16 protein-coding genes are annotated in these 16,071 nt (G+C 55.6%); 3 read left to right on the top strand and 13 right to left on the bottom strand.

All coding sequences use genetic code 11. The annotated features are described in order from the left end of the window. Positions 1-39: 39 nt before the first annotated feature. Both KO498_RS01075 and KO498_RS01070 read right to left on the bottom strand, forming a co-directional pair. A complete protein-coding gene (locus tag KO498_RS01075; RefSeq protein ID WP_215958022.1) occupies positions 40-648 on the bottom strand; it encodes an enoyl-CoA hydratase/isomerase family protein in 609 nt (202 codons plus the stop codon). Then, positions 645-1,397, bottom strand: a complete 753-nt coding sequence (locus KO498_RS01070; protein WP_215958021.1) for an SDR family oxidoreductase — start codon at positions 1,395-1,397, stop codon at positions 645-647. The genes KO498_RS01075 and KO498_RS01070 overlap by 4 nt, the downstream gene beginning before the upstream one ends. Positions 1,398-1,520: 123 nt before the next feature. Here KO498_RS01070 and KO498_RS01065 point away from each other — a divergent pair, with 123 nt between their 5' ends. The 3 genes from KO498_RS01065 to KO498_RS01055 all read left to right on the top strand — a co-directional run bounded on the left by KO498_RS01065 (position 1,521) and on the right by KO498_RS01055 (position 5,254). Beyond that, positions 1,521-3,038, top strand: coding sequence for a DUF2125 domain-containing protein (locus KO498_RS01065; protein ID WP_215958020.1), 1,518 nt, complete (start codon positions 1,521-1,523; stop codon positions 3,036-3,038). 106 nt (positions 3,039-3,144) lie between these two features. Then, complete coding sequence (locus tag KO498_RS01060; RefSeq protein ID WP_215958019.1) at positions 3,145-4,491, top strand: TldD/PmbA family protein; 1,347 nt, start codon at positions 3,145-3,147, stop codon at positions 4,489-4,491. Continuing rightward, a complete protein-coding gene (locus tag KO498_RS01055) occupies positions 4,478-5,254 on the top strand; it encodes a 3'(2'),5'-bisphosphate nucleotidase CysQ (RefSeq protein ID WP_252731208.1) in 777 nt (258 codons plus the stop codon). Before KO498_RS01060 ends, KO498_RS01055 begins: the two co-directional genes overlap by 14 nt. A 50-nt stretch (positions 5,255-5,304) precedes the next feature. On the opposite strand, the gene KO498_RS01050 is transcribed toward KO498_RS01055, so the two are convergent. From KO498_RS01050 to KO498_RS01000, 11 genes are all read right to left on the bottom strand, one after another. Beyond that, positions 5,305-6,657, bottom strand: a complete 1,353-nt coding sequence (locus KO498_RS01050) for a uracil-xanthine permease family protein (RefSeq protein WP_215958017.1) — start codon at positions 6,655-6,657, stop codon at positions 5,305-5,307. A gap of 46 nt (positions 6,658-6,703) precedes the next feature. Continuing rightward, on the bottom strand, positions 6,704-7,192 hold the full coding sequence (locus KO498_RS01045; protein WP_215958016.1) for an ureidoglycolate lyase: 489 nt from the start codon (positions 7,190-7,192) through the stop codon (positions 6,704-6,706). Beyond that, complete coding sequence (locus tag KO498_RS01040) at positions 7,189-8,007, bottom strand: bifunctional allantoicase/(S)-ureidoglycine aminohydrolase (protein ID WP_215958015.1); 819 nt, start codon at positions 8,005-8,007, stop codon at positions 7,189-7,191. The genes KO498_RS01045 and KO498_RS01040 overlap by 4 nt, the downstream gene beginning before the upstream one ends. After that, complete coding sequence (gene puuE, locus KO498_RS01035) at positions 8,004-9,416, bottom strand: allantoinase PuuE (protein ID WP_215958014.1); 1,413 nt, start codon at positions 9,414-9,416, stop codon at positions 8,004-8,006. Before puuE ends, KO498_RS01040 begins: the two co-directional genes overlap by 4 nt. Positions 9,417-9,551: 135 nt before the next feature. Continuing rightward, on the bottom strand, positions 9,552-10,736 hold the full coding sequence (locus tag KO498_RS01030; protein ID WP_215958013.1) for an aromatic amino acid transaminase: 1,185 nt from the start codon (positions 10,734-10,736) through the stop codon (positions 9,552-9,554). Continuing rightward, entirely contained in the window at positions 10,736-11,593 is an 858-nt protein-coding gene (gene sseA, locus KO498_RS01025) for a 3-mercaptopyruvate sulfurtransferase (protein WP_215958012.1), read from the bottom strand. Before sseA ends, KO498_RS01030 begins: the two co-directional genes overlap by 1 nt. Before the next feature lie 91 nt (positions 11,594-11,684). Then, positions 11,685-11,972: a hypothetical protein gene (locus tag KO498_RS01020; protein WP_215958011.1), complete on the bottom strand. Its 288-nt coding sequence runs from the start codon at positions 11,970-11,972 to the stop codon at positions 11,685-11,687. A 137-nt stretch (positions 11,973-12,109) separates the two neighbouring features. Continuing rightward, positions 12,110-12,592 (bottom strand): SsrA-binding protein SmpB, encoded by a 483-nt coding sequence (smpB, locus tag KO498_RS01015; protein WP_215958010.1) that lies wholly within the window; start codon positions 12,590-12,592, stop codon positions 12,110-12,112. A 41-nt stretch (positions 12,593-12,633) separates the two neighbouring features. Continuing rightward, positions 12,634-14,082: a heme biosynthesis protein HemY gene (locus KO498_RS01010; RefSeq protein ID WP_215958009.1), complete on the bottom strand. Its 1,449-nt coding sequence runs from the start codon at positions 14,080-14,082 to the stop codon at positions 12,634-12,636. A 10-nt stretch (positions 14,083-14,092) separates the two neighbouring features. Next, positions 14,093-15,292 (bottom strand): COG4223 family protein, encoded by a 1,200-nt coding sequence (locus KO498_RS01005; protein ID WP_215958008.1) that lies wholly within the window; start codon positions 15,290-15,292, stop codon positions 14,093-14,095. Positions 15,293-15,339: 47 nt separating this feature from the next. Continuing rightward, positions 15,340-16,050, bottom strand: a complete 711-nt coding sequence (locus tag KO498_RS01000) for a uroporphyrinogen-III synthase (RefSeq protein ID WP_215958007.1) — start codon at positions 16,048-16,050, stop codon at positions 15,340-15,342. Positions 16,051-16,071: the final 21 nt, after the last annotated feature.

Here is a 16,071-nt window from a genome sequence, read left to right as displayed (position 1 = left end):
GGTTCTCATTGCCGTTTTCTGATCCGTTTCACAAGTGTTTCACACAATAAGCGCCTTGATCCCGCTTAAAGCTTCATACTTCGCGGCCATCACATCAGCAGCAATTTCGCCGGCTTGCTCAAGCAGGTTTTCAGGCTCGACGATTCTGTCAATTAGTCCAAAGGCAAGCGCCTCTTGAGCCTGCACTTTCTGACCGCCCATTAAGATCAGCTTGGTTCGTGACGGCCCGATAAGCGCTGACATGCGCGCCGGGTCCGAAGGCTGCGGCAAAAACCCGAGCTTCATGACCGGGTAAAAGAATTTAGCGTTCGGAACTGCGAGCCGTATATCGCAAGCGAGCGCCATGCCCATTGCCCCACCTGCCAGTGTTCCGTTTAGCGCAGCAATACTGAGGCCTTCAAAGTTCACAATCGCGCTTGAGAGACGCTCCCATATCGGCGAGACAGCAAGGCCAGCGCGCGCTTCGTCAAGATCGGCTCCTGCTGAAAAAACCTTGCCACGCCCCGTGATAACAAGCACCCGCGCCGCGTCTGCGCCTTCAACAATTTCAGCAAGCTCTGTGAGCATCGCCAGAGTTAGCGAGTTGGCTTTTTCGGGCCGGTTGATAGTCACCGTCCAGAGCGCATCGCTTCTTTCAAGTTCTATCATAGCAAGCCAACGGCCTTTCGCAGGCCTTCGTCCCGTAGGGCAAGTTCTTGGCCAAGATGCTGATCCGCTTCCTTACTACACATCCATAGGAGCGTGCGCGCAGGCCATTCTGGCGGCACGTGGTCTTCCCAATTGAGGGAACTCACAACATTCACACCGCTGGCTTTAATCTCGCGCTGCATCTGTGTCGCAACAGTGCCCGGCGACAGGCCCATGATCCGCAAACCATGCTCGGCACCTTCGACGTGCGCAGCCTTGGTTAGCATCGCCGCTCCGGCCTTAGATGCGCAATAGTGGCTCCAGCCTTCAAGTGCGTTGTGAGCAGCGCCAGAGCTTATGGTGATAATCGTGCCGCCCCCGGCTTTCTGCATAATCGGCATTGCCGCGCGCATCCCGTAGTAAACACCTTTAAGGTTGATATCTATCGCATGGCCCCACGCTTCCGGATCAGACTCCGAAAGCAGCGCAACTGGCTCGATAACACCAGCATTGCCGATCAAGACATCAAGCGCTCCGAAGTGATCAACAGCCTTGTTGATCGCGGCTTCAACCTCGTCATAGCGCGATACATCGCAAGCGATCGCCAATGCGCTGTCACCTATGTCTTCGGCAATCGCATCAATCGCGCCTTTACTGCGGGCTGTCAGCACAACATTTGCACCCTCTGCCGCAAAAAGCCGCGCTGCAGCCTCGCCAATTCCGCGGCTTGCACCGGTGATGAGCACGGTTTTGCCAGTTACCAATGTCATAACGATCTCCTGTTTTCCCTTTGTGGTAATCATCTGTTACGCTGACGTCCAGCTAGAACGCGCTTGACCATTGCCGCCAGCGCACCGACATTGATAATATCGACTTTAAAAAGGATTTCGCACATGACTTTTCGTCAAACCCTGCTTTCAACTGCCGCAATGGCGCTTATAGGAGCTCCACACGCTGCATTTGCCGATGTATCAGCTCAAGATGTTTGGTCAGACTGGAAGAGCTACATGCAAGCTTTCGGTTATAATGTTGAAGGGTCTGAAGCGACATCAGGCGACACACTCACCATCTCCGAAATGAAAATGATGGTGGACCTTCCTGACGAAGAAGGCTCTGTAAGCATCGACCTGACCGGTGTAACTTTCACCAACATGTCTGACGGCTCGGTCGAGATCAAAATTCCCGAGACGATGCCAATCAGCTTCAAGTTTAACACCGAAAAAGACGAGCCTATTGAAGGCGTTCTTGATTACACCAACTCTGATTTGTCGATAAAAGTCTCTGGCGATCCCGCCAACATGACTTATCAAACCAATGCTGCAGAGCTCGCGCTCGCTGTTAGAACCGTGACAGTTGCTGGCACGACAATTCCGCTCAATGCTGTCAACATGAAGCTGGGCAATGTCACCAGTAAAATGGAAATGAAGATCGGCAACCTGCGTGAAGTCGTGCAAAGCTTTGCGGCGGCAAGCCTGTCATACGACATCGACATTCCGCCGATTGATGGCAACACCTTCAAATTGGTCGGCAGCATGAACGCCCTCAACTTTGATGGCACAGGCGCCTATCCGATGGGCGGATTTGATCCACAAGATATGTCAGCGATGCTCAAAGCTGGCTTTGCCTTTACAGGTATGTTCACACATCAAGGCGGTAACATAGACTTTGACGGGCTCATCGACGGCGAAGCGATGCAAGGCAAGTCGACAACCCAAAGCGGCAGCTTGAAAGTGGCGATGGATGCCGATCAGTTGCACTACACAGCCGCAGCTACCGGCCTGACATCAAACATGACAGGCGGCGGCATCCCGCTGCCAGTCGAGATCAACGCCGAGAACAGCTCATTCAATTTCAAAATGCCCGTGGGAACGTCTGACGAAGCCAAAGACTTCGAGTTCGGTATTCTTCTGGGCGGCTTCACAACTTCGGAAATGCTTTGGAGCATGGTTGACCCTACGGCCCAACTGCCGCGTGACCCTGCGACTTTGAACATTGATCTAGCCGGTAAGGCCAAACTGTTGATCGACATCTTCAACCCTGAAGAAGCAGCCAAAATGGAAGCTGGTACGGCGCCTGGTGAGGTCGAAAGCCTCGAAGTTCGCGCTCTGCAACTGAAGGCCGCCGGCGCTGATCTGACAGGCAAAGGCGCATTCACATTTGATAACTCCGATATGGAAACCATCCCCGGAATGCCAAAGCCAACTGGCGCAGTTGAACTCAAACTCACAGGCGGCAACGGTTTGCTCGACAAACTTGTCGCAATGGGCCTCGTGCAAGATGAGCAAGCTATGGGCGCTCGGATGATGATGGGGCTGTTTGCCGTCGCGGGTGAAGGCGAAGACACGCTCAATTCCAAGATCGAAGTGAACGAAGAAGGCCACGTTCTCGCCAACGGCCAACGCCTGCGCTAACTTCTGCTGCGTTAAAATCCAAAGGGCGCTGTTAACTGCGGCGCCCTTTTTTGTGGTTTATCACTCGCGGCTTGATTGCGGGGCTCATATGGCCCACATAGCTATTATGAAAAATTCCCTCGAACACCTTTCCCAAACCGCTCTTGATATTGCTCTCAAAGCAGGAGCAGAGGCCGCCGATGTAATCACCCTTGAGGGCAGTTCCGTCGCTGTCGACATGCGCGCCGGTGCCCTTGAGCACGCCGAACGTGCAGAAGGCACTGACATTGGTTTGCGCGTCTTGATAGGACAAAAGCAGGCGATTGTATCGTCGTCAAACACCTCCGAAGCGACCCTCAAAGAGATGGCCGAGCGCGCCGTTGCGATGGCTCGTATTGCGCCGGACGACCCCTACATCGGCCTCGCTGACCCTGCTGATCTGGCGAACAGTTGGGACATTGCCGCACTAGAGCTTGCCGATAGTTCGCCCGAGCCAACACCTGAAGCCTTGCAAGATGATGCCAGCCGCGCCGAGGCAGCAGCCCTCTCGATCGCAGGCGTTTCACAGGTGCAATCAGCCAGCGCAAGCTACGGAAAGAACAAGGTTCACATCGCAACATCCGGCGGGTTCTCGGGCGGATACACCCGCACGAGTCGCTCGTTGTCATGCGTCGCTATCGCGGGCGAAGGCCTCGGGATGGAACGAGACTACGACGGCGACGGGCGCATTTTTCAAGCAGATTTGCGCTCTGCCGAAGAGATAGGCCAACGCGCCGCCGAGCGCGCCGTTGAGCGCCTCGATCCGCAAAAACCAAAAACCGGCGCTTATCCCGTTATGTTTGACGAGCGCATTTCAAGCACGCTTGTCGGGCATCTACTGTCTGCCGTCAGTGGCGCGATGGTGGCGCGCGGCTCTTCATGGCTGCGTGATGCGATGGGCGAGGATGTGCTCCCAAAAGGCTTGTCGATACTGGAAGATCCTCATCGTGTTCGCATCTCGGGCTCGCGCCCTTTTGATGCTGAAGGCCTACCAACCAAGCCCCGCTACATTGTTGAAAACGGTGTGCTGCAAAGCTGGACACTCGATCTCGCCAATGCCCGCAAACTCGGCCTGCAGTCAACCGCCAACGCGGCGCGCGGAACAGGCTCCGCGCCGTCACCGAGCGTTTGGAATATCGGCCTGACTCAAGGCACACAAAGTCGCGATGCCTTGCTATCTGACATGGGCACCGGCTTTCTCGTGACCTCTCTTATTGGCTCAACGATTAACCCGAATACAGGCGACTACTCGCGCGGCGCTTCCGGGTTTTGGGTCGAGAACGGCGCCATAACGCACGCCGTAAACGAAGTCACAATCGCGGGCAATCTGCGCGACATGTTGCGCTCGGTGACGCCAGCAAATGACGCACGCACGCACCTGTCACGCGTTGTACCTTCCTTGCTTGTCGAGGGGCTCACACTTGCCGGAGCATGATCGTGATCTTCTGATTGAGGCTGCTAAGACCGCTGGTGAAATCGCGTCCGACTTTGCTCAACGACCGCATGAGAAGTGGGACAAGCCCGATGGCGCAGGCCCTGTGACAGAAGCCGATCTTGCGGTGAACAATTTTCTCGAAGTCGAACTCCGCAATGCGCGCCCTGACTATGGGTGGCTGTCCGAGGAAAGTGACGATTCAAATGAACGCCTCGGTAAGGAGCGGTTGTTTATCATTGATCCGATAGATGGCACGCGCAGCTTCATCGAAGGTTCCAAAACCTGGGCGCATTCTTTTGCTGTGGTTGAGAACGGCGACGTAACTGCCGCGGTCGTTTATCTGCCGTTGCTCGACAAGCTCTATGCAGCTGCAAAAGGCAAAGGCGCAACACTCAATGGTGAGGCAATAAGCGCCTCTTCCCGACAAGGGCTTGTTGGTGCCGAGATGCTGGCCACCAAGCCGATATACAAGCCCGAGCACTGGAAAAACGGCACTGTGCCAGACCTCATTCGCGCCTATCGCCCGTCGCTTGCCTACCGTTTGGCGCTGGTTGCCGAGGGCCGCTATGACGCGATGCTGACGTTGCGCCCCTCGTGGGAGTGGGACATTGCCGCAGGTGCGCTTTTGCTCAGTGAAGCCGGAGGGGCCATTAGCGACAGGCAAGGCAAGCCGCTCAAGTTCAACAATGCAGACCCGCGCCTTAACGGTGTTGTTGCCGCGGGGTCGGGTGTTCATTCAGCACTTCAAGCATGCCTGAAGTAAAAAGGCCCCACCGTGATGATGGGACTTTCTTTTGCACATAGGCCTTTGGTTCAGCCGATCTCGTCTGGCAGCACCAGATTAAGAATGATCGCCAGAAACGCAGCAGGCAGCAGACCCGAAGTCAGCAAAATGCGTGCCGTATCACCGAGGAAAACCATCGCATCAGGCACTTGCTGAAGACCAAGGCCAACCGAAAGCGAAACTGCGAAGATCACCATGTTGCGGCTGTTCCAATGCACATCTGCAAGCATCGCTGCACCCGCAGCCGCGACCATGCCAAACATCACTATCACACCGCCACCGAGCACTTGAATCGGGACGGTATTGATGAGTGCGCCGACTTTTGGCACCAATCCGCAAGCAATCAGAACAATTGCTCCGATAGTTACAACATGTCGTGACATCACACCCGTCATCGCGATGAGGCCAACATTCTGGCTAAACGATGTGTTGGGAAGCGAGCCAAAAACACCTGCAATCGCCGAGCCGAGGCCATCGGCATATGTCGCGCCGACAACTTCCTCGTCAGTTGCCTCACGCCCCGCGCCGCCTTTGGTGATACCCGAGACATCCCCGACAGTTTCGATCGCCGAGATGACTGCCATCAGACACATACCAATGATGATCGCCCAATTGATGGCAAAGCCGAACTTGAAAGGAGCGGGAAGCGCAAACCAACCCGCATTCGACATACCGCTCATGTTCACATCGCCCATCAGGTAGGCAACGATGTAGCCAACCACAAGGCCGATCAGAACTGAGGAAACCGACAACATGCCGCGTGTGAAAAACTTGAAGCCTAGCGTAACAACCAGCACAACACTGGCCTGAAACCAGTTGGTCAAACCGCCCCATGTTTCCTTGCCGCGGTTAAAATCTCCCGCGCCGCCAGCTGCATACTCGATACCGACTTTGATTAGTGCGAGGCCGATCATCAGCACGATCAGGCCCGTGACCAAAGGCGGCAAGGCAAAGCGGATCTTGCCAACGAACAGCCCGAGGAACGCATGAAACAAACCGCCGATGACAACGCCCGTCATCAGGCCTGCAAGCCCTGCCGTTCCTGCTCCGGCCATCGCCGGAATCATCACCGGTAAGAACGCAAAGCTCGTGCCTTGAACAATTGGAAGTCTAGCGCCGACAGGGCCGAAACCGATGGTTTGAATAAGCGTCGCAACGCCAGCAAACATCATTGCCATCTGGATCAGATAGACCATAGCAACCGGATCCGCCGTCGGCCCGAACGAGATTTTGGCGGCGCTTGCAATAATGATCGCCGGCGTGACGTTTGACACAAACATCGCGAGCACGTGCTGAATACCAAGTGGGATAGCTTGCGCCATCGGGGGTGTGTAGTTCGGATCTCGCAGCTGTTCCGGTGTTCCGACTGAATTTGCACTCATTGTGTTACTCCTTGTTGTCCCTTTTGGCCTGCCTTTGTGGCAAGTCTTACTTCTCCAATACCACATATTGTGGATCGAGGCGGAACTCTTCTAAGTTTGGCGTCTCTCCGATACGATCAACCACAGCAAACAGCCCCGGGGCACTCAGCGGTGTCAGCACACCGTGCCAGGTATTGCGGTGGTAGTTAACACCCTGACCAGGCCCCGCAAGGAATGCCCGCAAGCGCACAGGCTTACCGCCCTCGTCTTCCGCAACCGTGACAAGCCAGTTGTCCATGCTCATCGGCACAAAGGCTTGGCAACCGTCTGGATGCCGCTCAACCATTTCAAGCTTGTAAGGCAGCGCACGTGGCTCGGCTTTGAACACGCTCATACCGGCGCGGCCGTCGGCGCCAAAATCAAGCGCCGCACGGTCATGCCAGCGGCCACAAAACCCAGCGTTGATAATCTTGTCAGGCTTGCCGACGGCCTCAAGCACATCACCGAACTGAGCGAAGGCATCTTGCGTCAGAGGCTCAACAAAGATTTCGTTCATTCCCCGAGCCCCAACTTGGCGTGGCGGTTCACATCTTTGTATAGCAAATAGCGGAATGGCTCGTCGCCTGTCGCAATACATGCTTGCGGACAGAACGCACGTAACCACATAAAATCACCCGGCCCGACATCAACCCAATCTTGATTGAGCAGATACCGCGCCGTGCCCTGCAACACATAAAGCCCGTGTTCCATAACGTGTGTCTCGGCAAATGGAATCCGCCCGCCCGGTTGAAACGTAACGATGTTCACATTCATATCGTGGCGCAAATCTTCCACGTCAACAAACCGTGTCGTGCCCCATTTGTCAGTGTTTGACATAGTGTTCAGCGGCTCGTCTTGCTCTCGTGTCACAAAAGCTTCTGGTGCCGAAAAGCCCGGCGCCGCTTCATAACGTTTGCGTATCCAGTGAAACTGCAACACGTCGTCGCTATGGTTGAAAATGCTCCATGCGATCCCTGGTGGAATGTAGGCATATCCGCCTTCACCTAACTCATGCACGACGCCTGCAACTGTGAGGCGTCCACGCCCGCGAGCAACAAAAAGCACCGCCTCGGCGCCTGGGTCAGGCTCCGGCGTTTCACTCCCGCCTTGTGGCTCAACCTCGACAGCATATTGCGCAAACGTCTCGGCAAAGCCTGTCATCGGTCGGGCAATAATCCACGCATGAGTTTTGTTCCAACCCGGCAAAAGGCTCACCACGATATCACGCATGGTGATCGCCGGAATCAAGGCATAGGCCTCGGTAAACACAGCCGCTCCCTCAGGGTTTACATGCTGCTCGGGCAAGCCGCCCATAGGGAATGCGTAAGTCATACGATGTCTTCCAACCTCACTTGCGCAATGCGCTCAACTTGTCTGCAAGCCTCGTCAAACTCAACTTCGGTTGCATTGCTTATCCGCCGTTCGAACGCCGCCATAATTCCTGCTTTATCGTGGTCGCGCACAGCGATGATAAACGGGAACCCGTGCTTGCTCACGTAGGCCTCGTTCAATTCGGTAAACCGAGCGCGTTCATCGTCTGTGAGCGAATCCAGCCCGGCGCTGGCTTGCTCATGGGTGCTCTCGGCCGTCAGTCGGTTGGCGGCAGCGAGCTTGCCTGCAAGATCAGGGTGCGCCGTCAAAACGCTAAGCCGCTCATCTTGTGTTGCGCTCCTGAACATCCGTGCCAAAGCATTGTGAACACCGGCCGCCGTGTCATGCGCTGGCCCAAGCTCAAGCTCGTGCGCGCGCTCCGCGATCCAAGCCGAATGTTCAAACACACCGCCAAACTTCTCTACGAAACGCTCAAGACTCATCTCACTGGCGCGCTCGCGTCGAGTGTGCGGGTGCTTACTGGCCCAGTGTTCGGCGATCTGCGCGCGGGTCGGCGTCCAAACACCGTCAAAGCCCTTGATGTAGTCAATGAACCGCATCAAACCAGCGATCTTGCCGGGCCGACCGATCAAACGACAGTGCAAGCCGATGCTCATCATCTTAGCCGCGCCGTCTTGGCCCTCGGCATAGAGCACATCAAAGGCGTCACGCAGGTAAGTGAAAAACTGCTCGCCTTCGATATATCCCGGTGCGGTGGCGTAGCGCATATCGTTGGCTTCGAGCGTGTAGGGAATGATCAACTGATCGCGCTCACCAACTTCAAGCCAATAGGGCAGGTCGTCGTCATAGGTGTCGGAGATATAGTCAAACCCGCCCTGCTCAGCCACAAGCCGCACAGTGTTTTCACTGCACCGCCCCGTATACCAACCACGCGGAGGCGTACCGACAACTTCGGTATGCAGGCGCACCGCCTCGGCAATAGCTGCACGCTCATCGGCTTCAGCCATGTCTTTATGTTCAACCCACTTGAGGCCGTGGCTGGCGATCTCCCAATCAGCATCCTTCATGGCTTGCACTTGCGTGGGCGAGCGCGCCAAAGCGGTTGCTACGCCGTAGATTGTTAGCGGAATATCAGCCCCAGTGAACAAACGGTGCAGCCGCCAAAAGCCTGCGCGAGCGCCATATTCATACATGCTTTCCATGTTCCAGTGGCGCTTACCCTCCCAAGGCGCAGCGCCTGCGATGTCCGACAAAAACGCCTCGGAAGTCGCGTCGCCGTGTAGCACACAATTCTCGCCGCCTTCCTCATAGTTGAGCACAAATTGCACAGCGATTTTGGCACCATTCGGCCAAGCCGCATCCGGCGCATCTGGCCCGTAGCCTATCATATTTCTGGGGTAGCGGTTCATTTGCAGTGTCCTTAGGTTGATCTCTTGTAGGCTAGTTCATTCGCCCTGATTATCAAAACAAACCTGAAAGACCTGTCATTCATTGGCAAAAGAAAACCCGGCACTAAGGCCGGGTTTCTTTCCGTATCATTGGGTTCAAATCCCCGCGTCGATGATCGCCTTGGCAAGTATCGGCACAGTCGCCGTATCAAGGCCAGCAATGTTCATGCGGCTGTCAGGCACCATGTAAACCGCGTTGTTGGCGCGCAGAACTTCGACCATATCAGGTGTTGTGCCCAGCAAGGAAAACATCCCACGGTGCCGACCGATAAAATCAAACCTGTCGGAGTTCGAGAGCCGCTTGAGCTCACCTGCCAATTGTTCACGCAGAGCCAGCATCTCAAGGCGCACGGCTTCCAGCTCGGCTTTCCAGTCAGCTCGCAAGGCATCGTCGTTCAAGATCATCGTCACTACGCGCGCGCCGTGGTCAGGCGGAAAGGAATAATTCAGCCGGTTGAGCGAAGAGAGGTTATCTTGTGTCAGCGCCTGCAAGTCAGCATCTTGTGCAACCGCCAATAGCAAGCCTGTCCGCTCGCGATAGATACCGAAGTTCTTTGAGCAACTCGCCGCAATCAGACACTCCGGCACACTCGACGCCACAAGCCTTGTTGCCTGCGCATCCTCCTCAAGTCCGTCACCGAAACCTTGGTAAGCGATGTCGATCATCGGAATCGCACCCTTGGCATTAAGTTGATCAATCACCAATTGCCACTGATCAAGCGTCAGGTTTGCGCCCGTTGGATTATGACAGCAACCGTGTAAAAGCACCACGTCACCGGGTTTCAAACCTTCCAGATCTTCTTGCATACCTGCAAAATCAACGCCGCGAGTTTCGCTGTTAAAATAGCGATAGCTCACAGCCTCAATGCCAAGATAACCCAAGATGCTAATGTGGTTCGGCCATGTCGGGTCGCTGACAAAAACACGCGCTTCGGGGTTGGCCATTTTGATCATCTCAAACGCCTGACGCACTGCGCCCGTGCCCCCCGGCGTTGCGGCGGCGGCGATCTTGTCACGCGACACAGCCTCGCCCAGAACCAAGCTTATCATCGCATCCGCATAGGCAGGATCACCAACAAGCCCGACATATGCCTTGCTTTGCTGCTCTTCCCAAAGCTTGTGCTCGGCAGCCTTCACTGCGCGCATTACGGGCGTGATACCCTCGGCGTTCTTGTAGACACCAACACCAAGATCAATCTTGCCGACACGTGGGTCAGCCTTGAACTTGCCCATCATCGCCATGATTTTGTCAGTTGGCTGTTTGGTCAGATTGCTAAACATTACGCTTCTCCTGTTTCGACAGGCAAGGTCGCGAAGGCGCCCCATTCTGTCCAAGAGCCGTCATAAACGGCATGGTCTGTCTTACCGATCCTCTCAAGCGCCAGCGACAAAACAGCCGCAGTGATACCCGAGCCGCAGGTTGTGATCGCGGGTTTACTCAAGTCCACACCCGCCGCCTCAAATACCGCTCGCAAGGCATCGGGGCTTTTCAGGGTTTCGTCTTTGCCGATCAGATCCGTAAAAGGAACCGATTTCGAATTTGGGATATGTCCGCCGCGCAGCCCTTCGCGTGGTTCGTCTTCGGTTCCGGAAAATCGGCCCGCCGAGCGCGCATCAATGATCTCGTAGTCGCCAAGCTTTGAAGCGGCAGACACCTGCGTTACGTCCTTAACAAGGTGGTTCTGGCGGCGCACTGTCATGTGCCTGTCGCGGATCATTGGCGGCAAGTCTTCAACTTCGCGTCCCTCGGCAAGCCACTTGGGCAGACCGCCGTCAAGCACAGCAACGTTGCTTTGCCCCATCAGCTTGAACAGCCACCATACCCGCGGCGCCGAGCGCACGCCTTGTTGGTCGTAGACAACAACCTGGTGCCCGTCGCCCACGCCCATGGCGCGCATCCGGCTCATAAACTTCTCGACTGGCGGAACCATATGAGGAAGCTCGGAGCGATGATCGCTGATACCGTCGATGTCAAAAAACCGCGCGCCCGGAATGTGTGCGTCGTTGTATCCTGCAATTGGGTCAAGCTCGACACCGGGCATGACCCACGTCGCGTCAAGAACCCTCAAGTCAGGATTCTTGAGGTGAGTGGCAAGCCACTCTGTTGATACCAATGTTTTGGGGTCGTCCTGTGCCATGTTTGCCCTCGCATGTCGCTTAGGCAAATTTCTAGCGCGCAGGGGCTAGATGAGCAAGGCCGGGCGCACGTAGCACCCGGCCAAAACTATATTACTTGTTCATCATGTTGCGGATAACACCGACAACAGCCAGAACAACGCCGCCGCCAACACCGCCACCAGCTACTTGGCTCACGATCGAGCCAATATCCAAACCGCCTGAAGCCGCCGCATCTGCAACGCCACCAGCGCCAAGCATGCTCAGGATAGAGCCGCCAAGGCCGCCACCAACGATGCCCGAGATCGAGTTGATCAGCGTGCCTTGGTTGAGGTTTTTCATTACGCCGCCAGCAACGTTACCGCCTACTGCGCCTGAAATCAGACCAATAATCATTTCCATATTTGTGACCCTCCGAGTCGAATCTATAAATTGACACCGAAGCAAGCACCCCCCACTCCGATCATGGGCAGGTTATCTCATGTTTACGAAATCGCGAAACGGGAAAAAGGGCGGTGCTATTCCCCCTAGGGTGAAACCTAGTCACCATGCCGCAACAGGCGCTGCTTCTGGCGGCCCCAGTCGCGTTTTGCGTCGCTGGCCCGCTTGTCATGGTTCTTCTTGCCCTTAGCGATACCGATCTTGAGCTTCACAAAGCCCTTATGGTTGAAATACATCACCAGCGGCACAAGGGTCATCCCTTTGCGGTTGGTCTCTGACCAAAGCTTAGAAAGCTCTTTGCGCGACACCAGCAGTTTACGCCGTCGCCGCTCAACGTGCTTGAAGCTCTTGGCCTGCGCATAGGGGGCAATATACGAGTTCACTAGCCACAGCTCGCCGTCTTCCACGGCTGCGTAACTCTCGGCAATATTTGAGCCACCAATGCGCAGCGACTTAACTTCAGAGCCTTCAAGCATGATACCGCACTCGATGTCATCCTCGATCGCATAGTCATAGCGCGCGCGCCGATTTTCGGCGATCACCTTATAGTTGGGGTCTGATTTCTTGTTACCGTTTGACATGGCGCTCGGCGTATCACTGGCGCAGCCTGCTGTCGAGCAGACTACGGGGCAGCATCTTCCTTAGATGCATCGCTCACCTCGATTGCATCGACAACATCATGACCGCCATCTTCGGGTTGTCCTACAAGCAACGGCAGCATCGCCATTCCTGTTGGCATACTCACCTCAGATTGTGGCGGACGCTTCCAGCTCAGCGTGTCCAGTGCCTCACAGTTTTCACATGTTGGCGTCCACTCCGAGTGAATGTGTTGGCAGTTTTCGCAAACCCATTGTGCCGCTCTCGGGGCACTCAAGGCTTTGGCAAGCCAGCCTTGTACAACCGCGTCAGACTTTCCTTCACCGCGCTCAACAGCCGCCATGATCGTCATCGCGCGCGCATCACCGTCGGTTTCAACCAAATCTCCCAACGCACGTCGCGCTTCAGGGAAATCTTCTGCCGCGAGGTGCAGCTCAGCAAGCAGCATCTTTGTCTCGGGGTTGTCGGTGTGTTGCTTTGTTAACTTGCGAAACCGCTTCACACGTTTGGCTGGTGTTTCATCAGGAACGATCGCTGCAAAAGCGGCTGCCAAATCAGGATGCGGCTGCGCTTCCCATGCCTTCGCAAGAACCCGGGTTGCATAGCGCGCTTGGTCTTTCTCAATATATCTTTCGGCCGCCATCACAGCCGCGGGGATCAGATCCGGCGACAAGCGGTTGGCTTCAATCGCTCGTTCTTTCGCGCCGATGTCACTGTCTTCCGAGATCACAACTTTCGCTTCGGAAAGTGCCAACACAGCGTCACGGCGCTTGTGCACATCGCGTGGCATACTACCGTGCTTGAGCTTGGCATTCAGGGTTTCCCGCGCACCGCTCCAGTCGCCCTGTCCGGTTTGCAGCTTAAGCAACGTATCTTGCGTTTCAACATGTGTCGGCTTCAGCGCAAACGCTGTTTTCGCCAGCTTCAACGCCTTGTCGGTTTCACCGGCTACAAGCTGTTGTTTCATAATGCCCCGAACACCAACAAACCGCGTGCGGTCATCGCCCAGCAGCTTTTTGTAGGCCGTTTCAGCCTTGGGCTTGTCGCCAGCAAGCTCAGCCGCTTGCGCGCTCAGCAAATTGGTCAGATCAGGTCGGTCAAGATAGCGCTCGGCGCGGGCCGCCTTCGCCATAGCCAGACGCCCCTCACCCGAAGCAAGAGCCAGCATCCCGTCAGCCAAAGCCTGAAAGCCTTTGCGCTCTCGGTTGCGATCAAAATAACGCGAAATAGCTGTTTCATCGCCGTTGAGAAACCGGAAAGTTGCCAGCAAAATTCCTGCCAATTTGATCAGCAGCCACACTGCGATCACCAGCAGCACGAGGGCGATCACCGTGCTCAGCGGCGTTAGGTTGTATTCCTGCCCTGCAAAAGCAATCCGCACCCCGCCTTCAAGCGCAAGCAACTGCACAGCGCCGTAACTGGCAGCCGCGATGAGGGCAAAAAACAGAATGATTTTAATCAATGACCACAACATACAATAACCCTCAGTTCGAATTTATTTGCTGGCTTAAAGCTTCGGCGGCTTTGAGCGCGGCTTGACGGGCGCTTGCCGCATCGGTCCAGTCTTTAAGCTCGGCTTTCGCTGGTTCGGGCAGTGCTTCGGCTTCGGCCAATGCATCGCCGATGCGTCCGTCTCTTACTGCAGCTTCAACACGGCTCAACACGGCATCAGCATCGTCGCCTTCCCGTGGCTCAAGCGAACGCGCGCCAAGCTGGGTTTTCAAAAAGCCGCTAAAGCCGCCGCCGCTTTCCGCGTCACGTGCCGTTGCAAGAGCGGCGCGCGCCGGTTCAACAAAGCTCTCGGCCAGAGCATCAAGTGAAGGCACGCCATCAGCCTGTGCCGCCAAGGCCGCCGGAACGTCAACGCCTGCCGCTGTCAGACTATTGGTTGCATCCGCAAAGCCCGAACCGGTTTCAAGCGAAGTCAAAATTTGGCTCATCGCCGAGCGCTTCAAAGCATCCTGAGCCGTCATCTCGGCACTTGCATTCTTCGCTTCCGCTGCGGCCGCCATCTCTTCAACTTCGGCCCTCTGCGCAGCCAAAGCAGCTTGCAAGGCTTCCATTTCACGTTTGAAGGCTGCCACTGCTTCTGGCGAGGCATCAGCCATCGGTGCCTTTTCAAGTGTCGTCATTCGCTCGCTCAATGCAGCAATTCCGCCAACCTGCGTTTTCAATGAAGCAACATCTGCCGCGAGCGAATCAACTCCCGCCTTTACTGCGCCAAGACTATCTTCAACCGCGGTGTTATCGCTTGCTGTCGCGATCTCAGCCTTGAGAGTTGCAATCGTTTTGTCTTGCGCTTCAATGCGTTCGATCAACTCTGCGCTCTGGTCTTCAGCGGCATCGGGCAGCCAGCTTTTTGGCAACTCCGGCAACACATACAGCGCCGCGCCAAACCCGATAGCACCAGCGACAATGCCACCGAGCAGCATCGGGAAAAACCCGCTTTTGCGGTGCATAACAGTTTGCACGGGTTCAAGGGGTTGAAGCGGCTCCTCGTCCGCTTCGTTTTCAGGTTCTGAAGGTTCTGGCTCATCAAGTGCTTCTGTTGCTTCCTCGGCCACATCTTCAATGGCACCTTCAACAACTTCCGCCTCGACAACATCTTCTGTTACAACTTCCGCAGCTGTCTCGGCAGTTTCAGCCGCTTTTGCTTCAGCCGTTTTACTTTTCTTACGAGCCATAAACGCGCAACCCCCGAATCCTAATCGTTTCCCTGAGCTTAGTCGCCCTACTTACAAGCCTCAAGCGCGCATGCGGCCTCAAGTAAGGTCAACGTTGCGTTGCACATCGCATCCCCGTCAGGTCTTTCAGCGGTCAAACCGCCCCTGAGCGTAACATCGGCAAACTGCATTTTCGCCGCGTCGCTAATGAAAGCAGCAAAGACGGGCGCCTTTGGCTCTATCTGCCTAGCAACTTCGCGTGCCGAACGTGGTGAGAAAAGGGGAAGAACAACCGCTCTTTCACCCGAAAGCGCCTTCTGAGCTTCGCCGGTCAGGGCTTGTGCGGGCTGGTCATAGACAACAACATCCTGCATCCCGATAATCTGGTTGCTCAAATTGCCCGTAACGTGTTTGCCATGCACATGCAGCAATCCGGTGGCATCAATCTTTCGCAATACAGGCTCTAACTTGGCAAGACTCTCCTCGATTGCAACGATCTGAAACCCGCGTTCACGGGCTTTCAACGCCGTTCGTTTGCCAACACAGTAAGCTAAAGTCGGCTCACCGCCCTGCCGCAGATAGCCTTCAAGCCCGTGCACAGAAGTTAACACAAGCGCCTTGGCGTCAGGCAAAGGCACGTTCTTCAAGTAAGTAATGCTCAAAACAGGTGATATGATCACCGAAACATCTGGGCGCACCGCCTGCAACGCCTCTGCAAACCGATTGGAGGCGGCTTGCGGGCGCGTAAGAACAATGTGAGGCATGGTTGTTTTGAGCATGACATCGGTGTTACCTGCCCT

Source organism: Lentibacter algarum (genome assembly GCF_018860975.1).
In the GTDB taxonomy this organism is placed as follows: Bacteria; Pseudomonadota; Alphaproteobacteria; order Rhodobacterales; family Rhodobacteraceae; genus Lentibacter; species Lentibacter algarum_A.
This window is presented reverse-complemented; position numbering and strand designations above follow the sequence as displayed.

Excerpts from the sequence above, each read along its gene's own strand:
- KO498_RS01075 (WP_215958022.1), bottom strand. The coding sequence starts at position 648 with ATGATAGAACTTGAAAGAAGCGATGCGCTCTGGACGGTGACTATCAAC.
- KO498_RS01070 (WP_215958021.1), bottom strand. The coding sequence starts at position 1,397 with ATGACATTGGTAACTGGCAAAACCGTGCTCATCACCGGTGCAAGCCGC.
- KO498_RS01065 (WP_215958020.1), top strand. The coding sequence starts at position 1,521 with ATGACTTTTCGTCAAACCCTGCTTTCAACTGCCGCAATGGCGCTTATA.
- KO498_RS01060 (WP_215958019.1), top strand. The coding sequence starts at position 3,145 with ATGAAAAATTCCCTCGAACACCTTTCCCAAACCGCTCTTGATATTGCT.
- KO498_RS01050 (WP_215958017.1), bottom strand. The coding sequence starts at position 6,657 with ATGAGTGCAAATTCAGTCGGAACACCGGAACAGCTGCGAGATCCGAAC.
- KO498_RS01045 (WP_215958016.1), bottom strand. The coding sequence starts at position 7,192 with ATGAACGAAATCTTTGTTGAGCCTCTGACGCAAGATGCCTTCGCTCAG.
- KO498_RS01040 (WP_215958015.1), bottom strand. The coding sequence starts at position 8,007 with ATGACTTACGCATTCCCTATGGGCGGCTTGCCCGAGCAGCATGTAAAC.
- puuE (WP_215958014.1), bottom strand. The coding sequence starts at position 9,416 with ATGAACCGCTACCCCAGAAATATGATAGGCTACGGGCCAGATGCGCCG.
- KO498_RS01030 (WP_215958013.1), bottom strand. The coding sequence starts at position 10,736 with ATGTTTAGCAATCTGACCAAACAGCCAACTGACAAAATCATGGCGATG.
- sseA (WP_215958012.1), bottom strand. The coding sequence starts at position 11,593 with ATGGCACAGGACGACCCCAAAACATTGGTATCAACAGAGTGGCTTGCC.
- KO498_RS01020 (WP_215958011.1), bottom strand. The coding sequence starts at position 11,972 with ATGGAAATGATTATTGGTCTGATTTCAGGCGCAGTAGGCGGTAACGTT.
- smpB (WP_215958010.1), bottom strand. The coding sequence starts at position 12,592 with ATGTCAAACGGTAACAAGAAATCAGACCCCAACTATAAGGTGATCGCC.
- KO498_RS01010 (WP_215958009.1), bottom strand. The coding sequence starts at position 14,082 with ATGTTGTGGTCATTGATTAAAATCATTCTGTTTTTTGCCCTCATCGCG.
- KO498_RS01005 (WP_215958008.1), bottom strand. The coding sequence starts at position 15,292 with ATGGCTCGTAAGAAAAGTAAAACGGCTGAAGCAAAAGCGGCTGAAACT.
- KO498_RS01000 (WP_215958007.1), bottom strand. The coding sequence starts at position 16,050 with ATGCTCAAAACAACCATGCCTCACATTGTTCTTACGCGCCCGCAAGCC.